Annotated in this window: 14 protein-coding genes; 8 read left to right on the top strand and 6 right to left on the bottom strand. The window is 59.5% G+C overall.

All coding sequences use genetic code 11. From position 1 onward, the window contains the following. Both BT204_RS08335 and BT204_RS08330 read right to left on the bottom strand, forming a co-directional pair. Positions 1–1278: an ATP-binding protein gene (locus BT204_RS08335; protein WP_034126004.1), complete on the bottom strand. Its 1278-nt coding sequence runs from the start codon at positions 1276–1278 to the stop codon at positions 1–3. Further along, the gene (locus tag BT204_RS08330; RefSeq protein WP_014718339.1) at positions 1279–1986 is read right to left on the bottom strand and encodes a response regulator; all 708 of its coding nucleotides are present in this window, start codon (positions 1984–1986) and stop codon (positions 1279–1281) included. 157 nt (positions 1987–2143) lie between these two features. Between BT204_RS08330 and BT204_RS08325 the strand changes: the two genes are divergently transcribed. Continuing rightward, positions 2144–3343 carry an MFS transporter gene (locus tag BT204_RS08325; protein ID WP_034126006.1) on the top strand — a complete coding sequence of 400 codons (1200 nt, stop codon included), beginning with the start codon at positions 2144–2146 and terminating at the stop codon, positions 3341–3343. Here the strand turns inward: BT204_RS08325 and miaE are convergent. Beyond that, the gene (gene miaE, locus BT204_RS08320) at positions 3299–3901 is read right to left on the bottom strand and encodes a MiaE family protein (protein ID WP_032892116.1); all 603 of its coding nucleotides are present in this window, start codon (positions 3899–3901) and stop codon (positions 3299–3301) included. The genes BT204_RS08325 and miaE overlap by 45 nt on opposite strands. Positions 3902–4050: 149 nt before the next feature. Here miaE and BT204_RS08315 point away from each other — a divergent pair, with 149 nt between their 5' ends. Next, a complete protein-coding gene (locus BT204_RS08315) occupies positions 4051–4914 on the top strand; it encodes a universal stress protein (RefSeq protein ID WP_034126007.1) in 864 nt (287 codons plus the stop codon). Between the two features lie 130 nt (positions 4915–5044). On the opposite strand, the gene BT204_RS08310 is transcribed toward BT204_RS08315, so the two are convergent. Beyond that, positions 5045–5515, bottom strand: a complete 471-nt coding sequence (locus BT204_RS08310; protein WP_032892118.1) for a DUF1289 domain-containing protein — start codon at positions 5513–5515, stop codon at positions 5045–5047. Between the two features lie 395 nt (positions 5516–5910). Between BT204_RS08310 and acnB the strand changes: the two genes are divergently transcribed. Beyond that, complete coding sequence (gene acnB, locus BT204_RS08305; RefSeq protein WP_003190828.1) at positions 5911–8520, top strand: bifunctional aconitate hydratase 2/2-methylisocitrate dehydratase; 2610 nt, start codon at positions 5911–5913, stop codon at positions 8518–8520. A 212-nt stretch (positions 8521–8732) separates the two neighbouring features. On the opposite strand, the gene BT204_RS08300 is transcribed toward acnB, so the two are convergent. Beyond that, complete coding sequence (locus BT204_RS08300; protein WP_057975748.1) at positions 8733–10010, bottom strand: serine/threonine transporter; 1278 nt, start codon at positions 10008–10010, stop codon at positions 8733–8735. A gap of 550 nt (positions 10011–10560) precedes the next feature. Between BT204_RS08300 and BT204_RS08295 the strand changes: the two genes are divergently transcribed. The 5 genes from BT204_RS08295 to BT204_RS08275 all read left to right on the top strand — a co-directional run bounded on the left by BT204_RS08295 (position 10561) and on the right by BT204_RS08275 (position 14633). Next, the gene (locus tag BT204_RS08295; RefSeq protein ID WP_034126009.1) at positions 10561–11061 is read left to right on the top strand and encodes a DUF4822 domain-containing protein; all 501 of its coding nucleotides are present in this window, start codon (positions 10561–10563) and stop codon (positions 11059–11061) included. A 53-nt stretch (positions 11062–11114) separates the two neighbouring features. Then, positions 11115–11549: a hypothetical protein gene (locus tag BT204_RS08290; protein WP_054921314.1), complete on the top strand. Its 435-nt coding sequence runs from the start codon at positions 11115–11117 to the stop codon at positions 11547–11549. 144 nt (positions 11550–11693) lie between these two features. Then, positions 11694–12647 (top strand): 2-hydroxyacid dehydrogenase, encoded by a 954-nt coding sequence (locus tag BT204_RS08285; RefSeq protein WP_034126011.1) that lies wholly within the window; start codon positions 11694–11696, stop codon positions 12645–12647. Positions 12648–12776: 129 nt separating this feature from the next. After that, on the top strand, positions 12777–13844 hold the full coding sequence (locus tag BT204_RS08280; RefSeq protein ID WP_034126012.1) for a phosphotransferase family protein: 1068 nt from the start codon (positions 12777–12779) through the stop codon (positions 13842–13844). A gap of 21 nt (positions 13845–13865) precedes the next feature. After that, positions 13866–14633 (top strand): SDR family oxidoreductase, encoded by a 768-nt coding sequence (locus BT204_RS08275; protein WP_072446323.1) that lies wholly within the window; start codon positions 13866–13868, stop codon positions 14631–14633. Positions 14634–14674: 41 nt separating this feature from the next. Here the strand turns inward: BT204_RS08275 and BT204_RS08270 are convergent, their stop codons facing one another. After that, positions 14675–16156: a hypothetical protein gene (locus BT204_RS08270; RefSeq protein WP_239695910.1), complete on the bottom strand. Its 1482-nt coding sequence runs from the start codon at positions 16154–16156 to the stop codon at positions 14675–14677. Positions 16157–16174: the final 18 nt, after the last annotated feature.

The raw sequence follows: 16174 nt of genomic DNA, 5'->3' as shown, positions 1-16174 counted from the left end.
TTACTCTGCATAGGCCCACGTCATTCGAAACGACGCCCCGCCCCACTCCGAATCCTGCACTTCCACCTGCCCGCCATGCCACTGGCTGACACGCTTGACCAGCGCCAGGCCCAGACCAAATCCGCCTGTGCGGCGGTCGCGGCTGGCGTCAAGGCGCAGGAAGGGTTCGAATATCTTGGTGCGACCCTCCAGCGGTACTCCCGGCCCATCGTCGTTGACCCGCACTTCGTAACCGCTGCCAAACTTGACCAGCGACACTTCCACGCGACGATCAGCATAACGAATCGCGTTGCGCAGCAGGTTGATCACGGCCCGCGCCATAAAGCGTGGCTCGATCTGGATAACGTCCACCTCGCAGGTGCGCAACGACAACTGCACCCCTTCCGCTTCGGCCTCCAGGGCCACGCTGCCGATCACACTGTCGAGCCAACTGTGGGCCTCGATTTGCTCGCGAGTGACCTGGGTCGCGCCTGGCTCAAGGCTGGCATAGGTCAACAGCTCGGAGACCATTTCTTCCAGCTCACCGAGGTCGGCGTACATGTCGTTGATCAATGCTCGGCTTTGCCGTGGGTCGCTCTGCTGCCTGAGCTGGTCCAGCTCGAATGACAGCCGCGCAATCGGCGTACGCAATTCGTGGGAGACCGCGTTGGTGAGTTCGCGCTGGTTGGCGATCAAACCTTCGATGCGCTCGGCCATCTGGTTGAAGTGCCCGGCCAGTGAACGCACGGTGGAGCGAGTCGGCAACAAGATGCGCGAGCCCAGGTCATTGTCACCGAAACGTTGCGCTGCCAGGCGGATGTGCTCCAGGTCGCGCCAGTGTGGACGCACCCAGAAATACAGGACGATGGCCAGGCTCACGCCCAGGAAAGCGTAGGCCCAGAGGTACAACCACTTGGGTTCCTCCGGCAATCTGATTTCGAGCAGTTGCGGGCCGTCGTCGATAGGCGCAAGAAATTTCATGAAGTCCTCGCGCACCACCACCTGGCCAGCCGCCAGGAGTTTCTGTTCCCGTTCGCTCAAATCCTGGGTGTCGCGCTGCACCAGTTCGAGCCGCAAGCCGTAATGCGGTTGCAGTTCGTCCAGGCGTGCCTGGCGCGCCTCTGCCTGCACGGGGCGCAACTGTTCCACCAGGGCCCAGGCCGGGCCGCGCAGGGCTTCACGGTTATAGGTTTCGTTGGACTCGGGCATGTAAGCGTCCAGGCCGAAGTTGACCAACCAGATCGACCCGGCCAGACCGAGCGCGAGAATCAAATAGAGGCGCAGGTACAAGCGCAGCATCTACACCTCCCACGCGAACGGATTGAACAGGTAGCCCTTGCCCCAGATGGTCTTGATGCACACCGGCTCGCGGGGGTTGTCATTGAGCTTGCCGCGCAGTTTGCTGATGTACACGTCTACGCTGCGGTTCAGCCCGTCAAAGGCAATGCCGCGCATGCGATTGAGGATGTCGTCGCGAGAGAGGATCTTGCCCGCGCTGCTGGCCAGCAACCACAGCAACTCGAACTCCATGGTTGTGAGGTCAATGGTCTCGCCGCCCAGGCGGACCACCCGGCAACTGCGATCAATCGACAAGCGGCCAAATTCCAGGGCACCGCGCACGGTGGGCTCGGGCACCTGGCGGCGCTGCAGCGCACGCAGGCGCGCCAACAACACCGGCGGTTTGATCGGCTTGATCACGTAGTCGTCAGCACCGGACTCAAGGCCAAGGATATGGTCCAGGTCATCTTCCTTGGCGGTGAGGATCACGATGGGCGTGTCCGACACGTTGCGAATCTCGCGGCAGACATGCAGCCCGCTCTGACCCGGCAGCATCAGATCGAGCACGACGATCTTCGGCTTGAAATCCAGGAACGCCGCCAGGGCTTCATCGCCCCGGTACACCACCCGTACCTCGAAACCATGCTGCGACAGAAAATGCGAGACCAGCCCTGCCAGCTTTTCATCGTCCTCAACGAGCAGGACCTTGCCCAGACCCAGGTTTTCCATAAGTTCTCAGTGTGGATGCGCGGATTGAAATGGGGCCATTATAGGTGGCAAGCTGGCCGACAGAGGTGGCTGAACAGTCCCCAGCGAAGAAGCTTCATGCTTTTAAGAGTTTTTAACAAATAGCCTGCAGTTTTTAACGCCATTGACAGGGAGTTCCATGCGCAAGGATTACCTGGCGTTCTTCATTTCGCTGTTCCTTTCACGGCTGGCCGACCAGGTTCTGCTGTTTATCGTGCCACTGATCGTGTTCCAGACCACGCAAAGCGTGTCGTGGGCGGGGTTGGCGTTTTTTATCGAGTCACTGCCGCGCTACCTGGCGTTTCCGGTGTGCGGCGCGTTGTGCGACAGGTTTTCACCGGTGCGTATCCTGCATATCAGCCAGGTGTATCGGGCCTTGGCCTGCGTGGTGGCGATGGCGCTGTATGGGCTGTTCGACGGTATCCATTGGCTGGTGATGCTGTCCGCGCTGTGCGGCGTGTTGACCACCCAGGGCATCATGGCGCGGGAAGTGGTGATGCCGCATATCTTCGGGCAGTACACCTACGCCAAGACCTTGTCCTATTCGCAGATCGCCGACCAGGGCGGACTGGTGCTCGGGCCATTGGTGGCGGCGCTGATGCTGGAAGTCTGGGCGTGGCCATGGGTAGTGCTGGGCGTCGCCGCGCTGTTTGTGCTGGCAGACCTGGCGATGCTGATCTGGCAGCGCAACACCACGGTGGACCTGCACATCCATGAACAACAGCCGGGTAACTGGCTGCAACCCCTGCGCACCGCTTTTGGCCACATCCTCAACCGGGTGGAGTTGAAACGCATCATCGTCCTGGCGGTCGGTGTGAACCTGATGGTCGGCGTGACGCTGGCTACCTCGGCTGCCATGGTCACCGGCCACTACGCAGCGGGCAAAGACGCCTATGCCCTGCTGCAAGCCGCCGGGGCGCTGGTGACAATCGCGATTCTGTTCTACCTGGCGCATTCATCACTGAAGCTGAAGGTACTGGGCGGGTTGTCGTACTCGATGATCACCGTCGGCGCGCTGATCACCGCGCTCAGCCCCGGCGTGTGGGCCTACACGGTGGGGTTCCTGCTGCTGACCGGCTTCGACAAGATGTTCAACGTGTACCTGCGCAGCACCCGCCAACGGGTGATTCCGGTGCAGGACTTCGGCAAGACCGTTGGCGTGATGACCTTGCTCAACAACCTGGCCCAGCCCTTGGCGGGCTTGATGATTGCCGTGTTGGCAGCGCCTTTGGGCACGCCAACGGTGATCCTGCTGCTGACCGGGATCACCGCCTTGATCGGTGTGGCCGTGGCCTCAGGCTGGCACGCCACTGTGAAAGCGGAACTCGACGTCGGGTGATTCGATCAGGTCCTGCTCGGTGGCCCGTACCCGCTCGATCACCTGGGCGATATCCTTGGCGTCGCCGTACTGGTATGCCAGCTTCAAGTAGCCCTGGAAGTGCCGCGCCTCGCTTTTGAGCAAGCCGAAATAGAACTTGCCGAGTTCTTCGTCCAAATGCGGCACCAGCGCTTCGAACCGCTCGCAACTGCGCGCTTCGATAAAGGCCCCCACCACCAGGGTATCCACCAGCTTGACCGGCTCATGGCTGCGCACCACCTTGCGCAAACCCGAGGCGTAACGGCCGGCGTGCAGTTGACGCAGTTCGACCTTGCGCTTTTTCATCAGGCGCATGACCTGCTCGTGGTGCACCAACTCTTCGCGGGCCAGGCGCGACATCATGTTGATCAGGTCAACGTGGCCGTAGTACTTGGCCATCAGGCTCAAGGCGGTGCTGGCGGCTTTGAATTCGCAGTTCTTGTGGTCGATCAGCAGGGTTTCCTGATCGGCCAACGCGGCCTGGACCCAGGCATCGGGGGTGCGGCAGCCGAGGAATTCATGGATTTCGGGCAGGTTCATCGGGCTCACGGGCAAAGGATCACAAAAGGGCGCCGATTATACCGACCCCGTCGCAGACCACCAGCCACCGGCCTTGATGTGTATCAACATGACGGCTGCGTAGCAGCAACTATAGTTATCCAACGCCTGCCCTTTTGGAGATCCCGACCATGCAAGCCATCCGCAGCATCCTGGTGGTCATCGAGCCCGAGCATTCGGAAAGCCTGGCCCTCAAGCGTGCCAAGCTGATTGCCAAAGTCACCGACGCGCACCTGCACTTGCTGGTCTGTGACAAGAAGCACGAGCATTCGGCGCTACTGAGCCTGCTCAAGGAAGGCTTGAAAGAAGACGGCTACAGCGTCACCACCGAGCAGGCCTGGAACGACAGCCTGCATGAAACCATCATCGATGTGCAGCAAGCCGAAGGCTGTGGCCTGGTGATCAAACAGCACTTCCCCGACAACCCTCTGAAAAAAGCCCTGCTGACCCCGGCGGACTGGAAGTTGCTGCGCTACTGCCCAACGCCGGTGTTGCTGGTCAAGACCGCCACCCCCTGGGCGGGCGGCGTGATCCTGGCGGCCATCGACGTGGGCAACGCCGACGGCGAACACCGCTCGCTGCACAATTCGATCATCGACCATGGCTTTGATATCGCCAGCCTCGCCAAAGCGCAGTTGCATGTGATCAGCGCTCACCCCTCGCCCATGCTGTCGGCGGCAGACCCGACCTTTCAGCTCAAGGAAACCATTGAGGCGCGCTACCGCGAGCAATGCAAGGCCTTCCAGGCCGAGTTCGACGTGGACGACAGGCACCTGCATATCGAGGAAGGCCCGGCCGATGTGCTGATCCCACATATCGCCCATCGGTTGCAGGCGGCGGTGACCATTATCGGCACGGTGGCGCGCACGGGGATTTCCGGGGCGTTGATCGGCAATACCGCAGAAGTGGTGCTGGATGCGGTGCAAAGCGATGTGCTGGTGCTCAAACCGCAGACGCTCATGGACCATCTGGAAGAGCTGGCGACCAAGCCCTGACACCGACCTTCAGGCAATGTGGACCAAATGTGGGAGCTGGCTTGCCTGCGATTGCGGTGGGTAAGCGGGCGCATTTGCTCCTGACACACCGCTATCGCAGGCAAGCCAGCTCCCACATTGACCTCGCCAGTCAGTTACCCAGCGCATCTTTCAAGAACCCCGGCGCGATATAGCGCTGGTAATGCGCCTCGGACAAGATAAAGAACTCGCGATCAATGGCATCGCGCAGTTCAGGCAGCGCCCAGTCGCGAAACTCCGGCAACAGCACCATGCCATAGGCCTCCAGGTTATTGATCACCCGGGCCCCACGGGCGATCAACTGGTAGGCCCAGCAATACTCGGACTGGTGTGGCACAAAGCGAATCTTGCGTTGCTCCAACTGCCCGCGCAGGGTCTTGGGGTCGAAAACCTCCACTTTACCGGCCATGACCTGCACCAACAGCTGCTCAAGCCTGAGCCAGACCGCGCGTTTTTCTTCTTCGTTATAGCCGTTCCACTGGATCACTTCATGGTGGAAGCGCTTGCATCCACGGCACACGAGATCGCCGTAGACCGTGGAGCACAGGCCGACGCAGGGGGTCTTGATGGTTTGGTTGGGCATAAGCAGCAACACGCAAATCAGCGAAACAGTGTGCCATGTTAGCCCTTTGTCTAAGGTTGATCACCCAGCAAACTTGAGCAGGCAACTTACCTTTAGATTTTTTTTGCCGTAGAATCACCCGGCCTTGTAAGGCGCCAATAATCCGCTGGAAGCTGTTTTCAAAGCGTCACGAGCACAGTCGTTCCTTCAGAACGGTGTTGGCGCAGGTTCGACCCGGTAGGTCAGAGCCCGCGCCAACCCTCATCAGCTCCGTTCTGCAGGCGTAAAACTTTGAAAGCAGCTTCTGTAAGGAATGCCGGCAGCGCTGGCTTTGCGGCCCAAAAAGCCCCCGAGCGCATGCGTGCCGTTCATTTCTGGATGAGCGTCCCGTGGGACCACTGATGAGGGTAATAACTGTGCTTGAAGCCTACCGCAAACATATCGAAGAGCGTGCAGCACTGGGTATCGTTCCCCAGCCGCTTAACGCCGAACAAACCGCAGGCCTGGTCGAGCTGCTGAAAAATCCTCCGGCTGGCGAAGAAGAATTCCTCGTTGACCTGATCACCAACCGTATTCCACCAGGCGTTGACGAAGCCGCTTACGTCAAGGCCGGTTTCCTGTCTGCCCTGGCCAAGGGCGAAGCCACTTCCCCCCTGATCGACAAGAAACGCGCTGTTGAACTGCTCGGCACCATGCAGGGCGGCTACAACATCGTGACGTTGGTCGAGCTGCTGGACGACGCCGAACTGGCGCCCGTCGCGGCCGCCCAACTCAAGCACACCCTGCTGATGTTCGATGCGTTCCACGACGTCGCCGAAAAAGCCCGCAACGGCAACGAGCACGCCAAAGGCGTGATCCAGTCCTGGGCTGACGGCGAGTGGTTCCGCAACCGCCCTACCCTGGCCGACAAAATCAGCCTGCGCGTCTTCAAGGTCACCGGCGAAACCAACACCGACGACCTGTCGCCTGCGCCTGACGCCTGGTCCCGCCCTGACATCCCGCTTCACGCCCTGGCCATGCTGAAAATGGCTCGCGAAGGCATCGTGCCGGACGAGCAAGGCAAGACCGGCCCGATGAAGCAGATCGAAGAAATGCGCGGCCAAGGCTTCCCGATCGCCTACGTGGGTGACGTGGTCGGTACCGGTTCGTCGCGTAAGTCGGCGACCAACTCGGTACTGTGGTTCTTCGGTGACGACGTGCCTTACGTGCCGAACAAGCGTGCCGGCGGTTTCTGCTTCGGCAGCAAGATCGCTCCGATCTTCTACAACACCATGGAAGATGCCGGCGCACTGCCAATCGAATTCGACGTCACCAACATGAACATGGGCGACGTGATCGACCTGTACCCGCATGCTGGCAAAGTCTGCAAGCACGGCACCGACGAAGTCCTGACCACCTTCGAAATGAAGACCCCGGTGCTGTTGGACGAAGTTCGCGCCGGCGGCCGTATCCCGCTGATCATCGGCCGCGGCCTGACCGACAAGGCACGCGCTGAGCTGGGCCTGGGCCCGACTGACCTGTTCAAGCTGCCTGAAGCGCCTGTCGACACCGGCAAAGGCTTCACCCTGGCGCAGAAAATGGTCGGCAAGGCCTGTGGCCTGCCAGAAGGCAAAGGCGTTCGTCCAGGCACCTACTGCGAGCCGAAGATGACCACCGTGGGGTCCCAGGACACCACCGGCCCAATGACCCGTGATGAACTCAAAGACTTGGCGTGCCTGGGCTTCTCGACCGACCTGGTGATGCAGTCCTTCTGCCACACCGCGGCTTACCCGAAGCCGATCGACGTGACCACCCACCACACCCTGCCTGACTTCATCATGACCCGTGGCGGTGTATCGCTGCGTCCAGGCGACGGCATCATCCACAGCTGGCTGAACCGCATGCTGCTGCCGGACACCGTCGGTACCGGTGGCGACTCCCACACCCGTTTCCCGATGGGCATCTCGTTCCCGGCCGGTTCTGGCCTGGTCGCGTTCGCCGCAGCCACTGGCGTAATGCCACTGGACATGCCGGAATCGATTCTGGTGCGCTTCAAAGGCAAGATGAAGCCTGGCATCACCCTGCGTGACCTGGTTCATGCCATTCCTTACTACGCGATCCAGGCTGGCCTGCTGACCGTAGAAAAGAAAGGCAAGAAGAACGCCTTCTCTGGCCGCATCCTGGAAATCGAAGGCCTGAACGATCTGACGCTGGAACAGGCTTTCGAGCTGTCCGACGCCTCGGCTGAACGTTCGGCTGCCGGTTGCACCATCAAGCTGTCCAAAGAGTCCGTCACCGAGTACCTGAACTCCAACATCACCCTGCTGCGCTGGATGATCGGCGAAGGCTACGGCGATGCACGCACCCTGGAACGTCGCGCCCAAGCGATGGAAGCCTGGGTTGCCAACCCGGAGCTGATGGAAGCCGATGCCGACGCCGAATACGCCGAAATCATCGAGATCGACCTGTCGGAAATCAACGAGCCGATCCTCTGCGCGCCAAACGACCCGGACGACGCCCGTCTGCTGTCCAGCGTCGCTGGCGAGAAGATCGACGAAGTGTTCATCGGTTCGTGCATGACCAACATCGGTCACTTCCGCGCTGCCGGCAAGCTGCTGGAGCAGGTCAAGGGCCAGCTGCCAACCCGTCTGTGGCTGTCGCCGCCGACCAAGATGGACGCTCACCAACTGACCGAAGAAGGCTACTACGGCATCTACGGCAAGGCTGGCGCACGCATGGAAATGCCAGGCTGCTCGCTGTGCATGGGTAACCAGGCACGCGTTGAGCCGAACTCCACCGTCGTGTCTACCTCGACCCGTAACTTCCCGAACCGCCTGGGTGATGGTGCAAACGTCTACCTGGCATCGGCTGAGCTGGCGGCCGTCGCCTCCACTCTGGGTCGCCTGCCGACAGTCGAAGAGTACATGGGCTACGCAGCGAAACTGGACACCATGGCCAGTGACGTCTACCGCTACCTGAACTTCGACCAGATCGCCGAGTTCCGCAAGATCGCAGCAAGCGCCAACATCCCGGTGATTCAAGCTTAACGGTGTGTTGATGTGAAGAACGCCGCGTATCGCAAGGTACGCGGCGTTTTTTTATGCCTGGAATTAACCTTTACTGCCAACACAAAACAAATGTGGGAGCTGGCTGCCCTAATCCAGTGTAGGAGCGAGCTTGCTCGCGAAAAACTCACCGGCGCCGCGTTCATCCAGGAAGCACGCGTTATCGTTGACGTTCTTCGCGAGCAAGCTCGCTCCTACGCAACCAGCGAATACACCAACGCCGTAATGGCAACCAAGCCAACTGCAGTCACAAACACATTCGACGCCTGCCCACGGTACTTGGCCATGGCCGGCACCTTGCGGATGGCGTACATCGGCATCAGGAACAGAATCGACGCAATCACCGGCCCACCCAGGGTCTCGATCATGCCAAGGATGCTCGGGTTAAGCGTGGCGACGATCCAGCACACCACCAGCATGAAGGCGGCGGTCATGCGGTCCAGAGTCTTGGGTGCCGGACGGCGGCCAGTCTTGACCACCAGGCCCTTGAGGCCCTCGCTTGCACCGATGTAGTGGCCCAGGAACGACTTGGCAATCGCCACGAACGCAATCAACGGTGCGGCAAAGGCAATCGTCGGGTTATCGAAGTGGTTGGCCAGGTACGACAGGATCGACAGGTTTTGCGCTTTCGCTTCCGCCAACTGCGCGGGCGACAGGGTCAGCACGCAACTGAACACGAAGAACAGCACCATCGCCACCATCAGCAAGTGCGCGCGGGACAGGATCTGCGAACTGCGCTCCTCGGCGTGAGCGCCATACTGGCGCTTCTGGTCCACCGCAAAGGCCGAGATGATCGGCGAATGGTTGAACGAAAACACCATCACCGGAATCGCCAGCCACAGCGTGTTGAGCAACGCCGACGGTGCCGGCACTTCGCTGGCGGTACTGAGAATGCCGCCGGTCCAGTGCGGCACCAGGTACACCGCCAGGAACAGCAAGGCCACAATAAACGGGTACACCATCAGGCTCATGGCCTTGACGATCACCTGTTCACCGCAGCGCACAACGGCGAGCAGGCCGAGGATCAATACAAACGACAGGATCGCCCGGGGCGGCGGCAGGATGTGCAGTTGGTGCTCCATGAAGCTGCTGACGGTATTGGTCAGCGCCACGCTGTAGATCAGCAGGATCGGGAAGATCGCAAAGAAGTACAGCAAGGTGATCAGTGCACCGGCCTTGATACCGAAATGCTCTTCCACCACGTCGGTGATGTCGGAACCTTCGCGGCCGGACAGCACGAAACGGGTCAGCCCACGGTGGGCAAAGAACGTCATCGGGAAGGCCAGCAACGCCAGGATCACCAGCGGCCAGAAGCCCCCCAGGCCCGCGTTGATCGGCAAGAACAAAGTACCGGCGCCAATGGCGGTACCGAACAGCCCGAGCATCCAGGTGGTGTCCTGGCGGCTCCAGCTTGTGAGCGTTGCAGGTGTCGTTGCATAGCGTTCGTCGACGCTATTGGCCTGATCATTCATCCGGTCGGATCTCCGCATTCACACGGCCAGGACGAGTCAGAAAAACCTGACAGGCAGCGCCCTGACCTTAACAGGGGCGCGATTGTCCGGGATTCTTGTGAATAAGCAAAGACTTAGCTGAGGAACGGCAATGCAGTGCAAAGCCTGGAAGGCGGTCCATGGGCAGCTCAGTTGAGTCAACGCTAGATGCGCACCGCCTTTACCCACCTCACGAGTGCCCCTGCCGGGTGGCATTGGGAGGGTCGATCACGCAAGGCCGGCGAAGCTATGTTTAAACAAATCCAGTCATTCAAAGTTCTCCAGTGGCAAGCAGCTGACAGAAATCCAACATTAGTTAAAGTTACGCACCCTCACATATAAGAAAGTTCTTACAGACAGTTAATCAGCGCATCTGGACTGAAACTCTAATTATTGCGGGTTTTGTTGCAAGGGTTTTCCCCAGCATTGAGAGCCCCTCCTATCACGTCTATATTCCAGCTCAGCTCAAAAAACAAAGTCCTCTAAACCCACGACAGCAGAATTAAAAACCTCACTCGCCAGGAGCGACTTGATGAAAAAACACAACCTTATTTTCTCCCTGATACTTGCCACCGGAATGCTCAGCCCATTGGCCAGCCAAGCACAACCGGCAGTAGAAAACTCCGACGCAAGTGCCCTGGGCACATCCCCCCGCTGGCTGACGACAAAAGTTTATATAGAGGGCGCCCCAGAGATCGATGTAAAGGACAAGTACCCAGGTGTCGTTGGAATATCAGCGTGGGACCCTGAGCGTAATCGCTACGAATTTTTCTACACCGATACCGGGCTATCAAAATATGACAACGGCGGCGGCGGTTACTTCATGGTAACAGGGGACAGGAAAAACCATATCCTGATACCCGATAAAGGTGCAACGAGAACCATCGTCAGAAAACTTGAGACGTTGAACAATCAGGAATTCACTTATTCTCGTGAAGTGCCGCGCGACATGATCGACGCCAACCCTCTTGTTCGAATACATGTGGTTCATGCGCCCTATACCGGATCAGTAAAAACCACCCCCACCCACTAACCCTCAACACTCACCCCACGAGTAGCGACAATACTCATAAAAGGCCTCACTCAATGAAAACGCTATTAAAGCCTTTATTGGCGTCTGTTTTATTGTTCTCTACCCTTGTTTCAGGCGGCCTTCATGCGCAGGCTTCCACATCAGGAAAACCTGTCGCCATCAGCGCTGACAATGCGGTGCTGCTGACCGTTTTCCTCAAACATGACCAATCTCGCAACTTGAACGAAATAAGAACAAAACTCACCGAACAGGAACTCTTTAAAGTATTCCCTCCTGAAGGGGTAGAGATCGTCAGTTGGACCATCGCCATGGGGATCGGCCACGTCATCGTTCTACGCTTCCCCGCCTCGCGCCTGCGGGAGGTCAATCTCGCCATCGAACGCTCTGCATGGGGACCCTTCAGGACAGAGTTCTTTCCTACCTACGATTACATGGACATCGTAGCGGCCGAACAGAGCAAGGTGCGCAAGCCTGCACCCGCTAAATAATTCGCCCGCGTGCAAACAGCGTCTCCCGCTCGCCGAGACGCTGGCACCTTTCGCAAAATCAGTCGCGCTTTCTCGGGCCCTCGGCATTTCGCGCAACAAAAATGCAGCATACTCAGAGCATCGAACTCACCGGAGAGCTGCCCCATGCCCACCACCGTTCTGGTCCTGGTTGAAACCATCAACGAGTACCTGCAAATCATCGAGAGCAATGACTTTCATGTGATTCTGGCGCCGACGCCCGTCGAACGCGCTCAGGCGATCAAGTTGCACGGTGGGCAGATCAAGGCCGTGCTGACCCGTGGCCCGCTGGGGTTGTACGCCGATGAAATCGCGGCACTGCCGTTGTTGGAAATCATCTGCGTGATCGGTGCCGGCTACGAACACGTGGACCTGCAGGCCGCGAGCAATCGTGGGATCGTGGTGACCAACGGTGCAGGGGTAAATGCGCCGTCAGTGGCCGACCATGCCATGGCGCTGCTGCTGTCGCTGGTGCGTGGCGTTCCCCAGACGGATGCAGCGGTGCGGCGTGGCGAATGGCCGAAAGTGATGCGCCCTTCCCTGAGCGGTAAACACCTGGGGATTCTCGGGCTGGGTGCGGTGGGGATGGAGATTGCCCGGCGCGCCGCCCTGGGGTTCGGCATGGAGGTGAGTTATCACAACCGCCAACCCCGCGATGACGTGGATTACACCTACTGTGCGACGGCTGTCGAGCTGGCGCGTACCTCGGATTTCCTGGTGCTGGCTACGCCCGGCGGTGCCAGCACCCGTCACCTGATCGACCGTCACGCCCTGGACGCCCTGGGGCCGCACGGCTTTCTGGTCAACATCGGGCGCGGCAGCGTAGTGGTGACCGCCGACCTGGTCGCCGCGCTGGAGCAGCGCCGCATCGGCGGTGCCGCGCTGGACGTGTTTGACGATGAGCCTGCAGTGCCCGATGCCCTCAAGCGCCTGAGCAATACCGTGCTGACGTCCCACGTGGCCGGCCTGTCCCCGGAAGCGGCCCATGACACGGTGCAGCGCGTCGCTGATAACCTGGTGGAATACTTTGCCGGCCGCCCCGTGCTTACACCGGTGGCCTTGCCAGCGCCCGCAAAATGACCAATCAGGCACGCTGATCACCCTTCAACACGCTAACCTATTAAACCGCCCCGACCTTGTCGCTGGGCGGCTATGCGCATTAGATTAGGAAATAGTCCAAGGCCTTTAGAATAAGCAGAAGGGATAAGCATGGCGCTGAACGACCAATCGACCCAGATTCGCCCAGGCGAAGAACTTGATGCCAGCCTGATCGATCCCTACCTCAAAGCTCATATTCCGGGCCTGAGCGGTACCGTCAAAATCAGCCAGTTCCCTGGTGGCGCGTCGAACCTGACTTACCTGCTGGAATACCCCGACCAGGAATTCGTGCTGCGTCGCCCGCCGTTTGGTCACAAGGCCAAGTCTGCCCACGACATGGGCCGCGAATACCGCATTCTCAACCAGCTCAAAGATGGCTTCCCGTACTGCCCCAAGGCGTATGTGCACTGCACCGATGAATCGGTGATCGGCGCCGAGTTCTATGTGATGGAGCGCGTCAACGGCATCATCCTGCGTTCCGACCTGCCGGCTGAGCTGGGCCTGGACGCTACCCGCACCGAAGCCTTGTGCAAGAGCTTTATCGACAAGTTCGTCGAACTGCACCAGGTCGACTACCACGCCTGCGGCCTGGCCGACTTGGGCAAGCCTGAAGGCTACGTGGCGCGGCAGATTCGCGGCTGGGGCGAGCGCTATGAAAAAGCCCTGACGCCCGACGCGCCAAAATGGGAGGCGGTACGCGCCTGGCTCAACGACAAGATGCCTGCCGACCACCCCACCTCCAGCATCGTGCACAACGACTACCGCTTCGACAACGTGATCCTCGACCCGCACAACCCGATGCAGATCATCGGCGTGCTGGACTGGGAGCTGACCACCCTGGGCGACCCGCTGATGGACCTGGGCAACACCCTCGCCTACTGGATCGAGGCCGCAGACCCGGCGCCGGTGCAATTGATGCGCCGCCAGCCGAGCAACGCCCCCGGCATGCTCACCCGCCGCCAGTTTGTCGACTACTACGCCGAGCGTTCCGGCATCCAGATCGACAATTTCGATTTCTATTACACCTACGGCCTGTTCCGTCTGGCCGGGATTGTGCAGCAGATCTACTACCGTTTCTTCCATGGCCAGACCCAGGACAAACGCTTCGCGCAGTTCATCCACATGAACAAACTGCTGGAGCAGATGAGCCTGAATGTCATCGGCAAATCAGCGCTCTGAGTGCAACTACAAGGAACCCTCATGTCCAAGACCAACCTGTTCGACCTCGATGGCAAGATTGCGTTTGTTTCCGGCGCCAGCCGTGGCATCGGTGAAGCCATCGCCAAGTTGCTGGCCCAGCAAGGCGCCCATGTGATCGTCTCCAGCCGCAAGCTGGAGGGTTGCCAGCACGTGGCCGATGCGATCATCGCCGAGGGCGGCAAAGCCACGGCCATTGCCTGCCATATTGGTGAAATGGAGCAGATCACCCAGGTGTTCGCCGGCATTCGTGAACAGTTCGGCCGCCTGGATATCCTGGTCAACAACGCCGCTACCAACCCGCAGTTCTGCAACGTACTGGACACGGACCTGGGCGCATTCCAGAAGACCGTTGACGTGAATATCCGTGGTTACTTCTTCATGTCGGTGGAAGCCGGCAAGCTGATGCGCGAGAACGGCGGCGGCAGCATCATCAACGTGGCCTCGATCAACGGCATCTCGCCGGGCGTGTTCCAGGGCATCTACTCGGTGACCAAGGCCGCCGTGATCAACATGACCAAGGTATTCGCCAAGGAGTGCGCGGCGTTCGGTATCCGTTGCAACGCGCTGCTGCCGGGCCTGACCGATACCAAGTTCGCCTCGGCACTGGTCAAGAACGATTCGATCCTGAAAGTTGCCCTGGCGCAGATCCCGCTCAAGCGCGTGGCCGACCCCAGCGAAATGGCTGGCGCGGTGTTGTACCTGGCCAGTAACGCATCGAGCTACACCACGGGCGTTTCGCTCAACGTGGACGGTGGCTTCTTGTCCTGAAGCCGCCGGCACTGTCGGTGGCGAACGGGCTCGCCTGTTTGTCACCGCGCACGTACAGCGCTCATGTCGATCTTAAATAGCACCAGTTTGCCATCTGGCAGGGTCGCACCAATGACCTTGAAAAGCCGTTGACGTGCCAGTGCATCCGCAACCTGCTGCCCGGCACCCGGATCGTGACTGTCCAGTTTGCTCAGGACCCGTGTGACCCAGCCATCCTCCATCTGGAAGTGCTGATTGACCCTGGCCATGCTGACGTGGCCGGATTTGGCATGTTTGACTTCAAGCACATAGACATCGCCCGCCGGCCCCATGAATACCAGATCGAAGCCATTCTGGCTGCCGCCGTAGGTCCCACCGGGAATGATTCGATAGCCATCATTTTTAAGTAACTCACGGTACATTTGCTCATTGGCCGCCCCACGCTGCCTGGTCTGCTTAATGTCCAACGCGCTCCATTGATCAAAAAAATCCTGTTCATCCCCGCGCCTGCCGCGATAGGGATAATGAAGCTGATCATTGACGGCAACGGCCTCTAGATTGAACGTTCCCTCACGACGGGCCGCCACGGTGGCCATGCCTTGAAACGCATCAAACTGCACAACACCCGGTGGTAGTGCGACGCCCTCAGCCCTGGCGTGCATCCCGAGCAACAGGCGCTCATACGGGTAGCCATGGGTCCAGATGTGTGCATCAATCATGCGATCTCGCTGCTGCACGGGCGCGTTGCGGATACGCGGGTTATCGAATGCAATCATCTGCCGCGCATATTGGCGCATATAGCAGTACGTCTGCTTGTCCACCGTCGACATCAAGCCCTGGCTCATATCACTGGTAACACCGGTGTAGCCCAGCGATTTGCGGGCGGCGTTAATGATTGCGCCGATGCTGTCCAGGCGCATTTCGGGCACCCACGATGCCCGGCTGCCGCCAGTATCCAGGTAAATACCCGGCGCGCTGTTGGAACCATTCGGGATCAGTTGGTATTTATTTCTCGTGCTATCAAGCTCGACGCGAACCAGCACGCTCCCCACCTCCAAATAGGCGACGGCCGGGTCACCAGAGAGCTGAATCATCCCGTCTTCGCTGATGGAGCCGCGAGGCTGCAACACACCATTCGCATTCTGCATGTAGAGCCTGTTATCGCCTGCCTTGTAGTGGTCCAACGAAAACAGTTCATCACCGTAGTAGTTTTGCCCGCCAATGACGTACTGTTTTTTCCCCGGGATAGGAGTCCCCGTCGCTGCACCAGCACCTCGCGCATCGTAGAGCTGCAGATCCCACTGCGGATCTCGCGGCCCGGGTGCTGGCATCGTCACTGGCGTGGCTATCGGAACACTGGAATGCGCTGCGGTCGTCACGTTTGTCCAGGTTGAAGTATTCCCAACCCTCTGTACCACAGCGGAGCCGGCAGCCAGTTGATGCGCCAAGCGCGGGTGATAAGTACCACTGGCCGGCTGATGGACCACTTGCACCGTTTGCCCGGTATCCAGATTGACGTAACTGCGGCCGTTCACATCATGCATACCCTCGGCATTGACGGC

The organism is Pseudomonas sp. NFPP02, from assembly GCF_900119355.1.
In the GTDB taxonomy this organism is placed as follows: Bacteria; Pseudomonadota; Gammaproteobacteria; order Pseudomonadales; family Pseudomonadaceae; genus Aquipseudomonas; species Aquipseudomonas paracarnis.
The sequence above is the reverse complement of the archived record's forward strand: the minus strand, read 5'-3'. Positions and strand labels throughout refer to the sequence as shown.

Excerpts from the sequence above, each read along its gene's own strand:
- BT204_RS08335 (WP_034126004.1), bottom strand. The coding sequence starts at position 1,278 with ATGCTGCGCTTGTACCTGCGCCTCTATTTGATTCTCGCGCTCGGTCTG.
- BT204_RS08330 (WP_014718339.1), bottom strand. The coding sequence starts at position 1,986 with ATGGAAAACCTGGGTCTGGGCAAGGTCCTGCTCGTTGAGGACGATGAA.
- BT204_RS08325 (WP_034126006.1), top strand. The coding sequence starts at position 2,144 with ATGCGCAAGGATTACCTGGCGTTCTTCATTTCGCTGTTCCTTTCACGG.
- miaE (WP_032892116.1), bottom strand. The coding sequence starts at position 3,901 with ATGAACCTGCCCGAAATCCATGAATTCCTCGGCTGCCGCACCCCCGAT.
- BT204_RS08315 (WP_034126007.1), top strand. The coding sequence starts at position 4,051 with ATGCAAGCCATCCGCAGCATCCTGGTGGTCATCGAGCCCGAGCATTCG.
- BT204_RS08310 (WP_032892118.1), bottom strand. The coding sequence starts at position 5,515 with ATGCCCAACCAAACCATCAAGACCCCCTGCGTCGGCCTGTGCTCCACG.
- BT204_RS08300 (WP_057975748.1), bottom strand. The coding sequence starts at position 10,010 with ATGAATGATCAGGCCAATAGCGTCGACGAACGCTATGCAACGACACCT.
- BT204_RS08295 (WP_034126009.1), top strand. The coding sequence starts at position 10,561 with ATGAAAAAACACAACCTTATTTTCTCCCTGATACTTGCCACCGGAATG.
- BT204_RS08290 (WP_054921314.1), top strand. The coding sequence starts at position 11,115 with ATGAAAACGCTATTAAAGCCTTTATTGGCGTCTGTTTTATTGTTCTCT.
- BT204_RS08285 (WP_034126011.1), top strand. The coding sequence starts at position 11,694 with ATGCCCACCACCGTTCTGGTCCTGGTTGAAACCATCAACGAGTACCTG.
- BT204_RS08280 (WP_034126012.1), top strand. The coding sequence starts at position 12,777 with ATGGCGCTGAACGACCAATCGACCCAGATTCGCCCAGGCGAAGAACTT.
- BT204_RS08275 (WP_072446323.1), top strand. The coding sequence starts at position 13,866 with ATGTCCAAGACCAACCTGTTCGACCTCGATGGCAAGATTGCGTTTGTT.
- BT204_RS08270 (WP_239695910.1), bottom strand. The coding sequence starts at position 16,156 with ATGCATGATGTGAACGGCCGCAGTTACGTCAATCTGGATACCGGGCAA.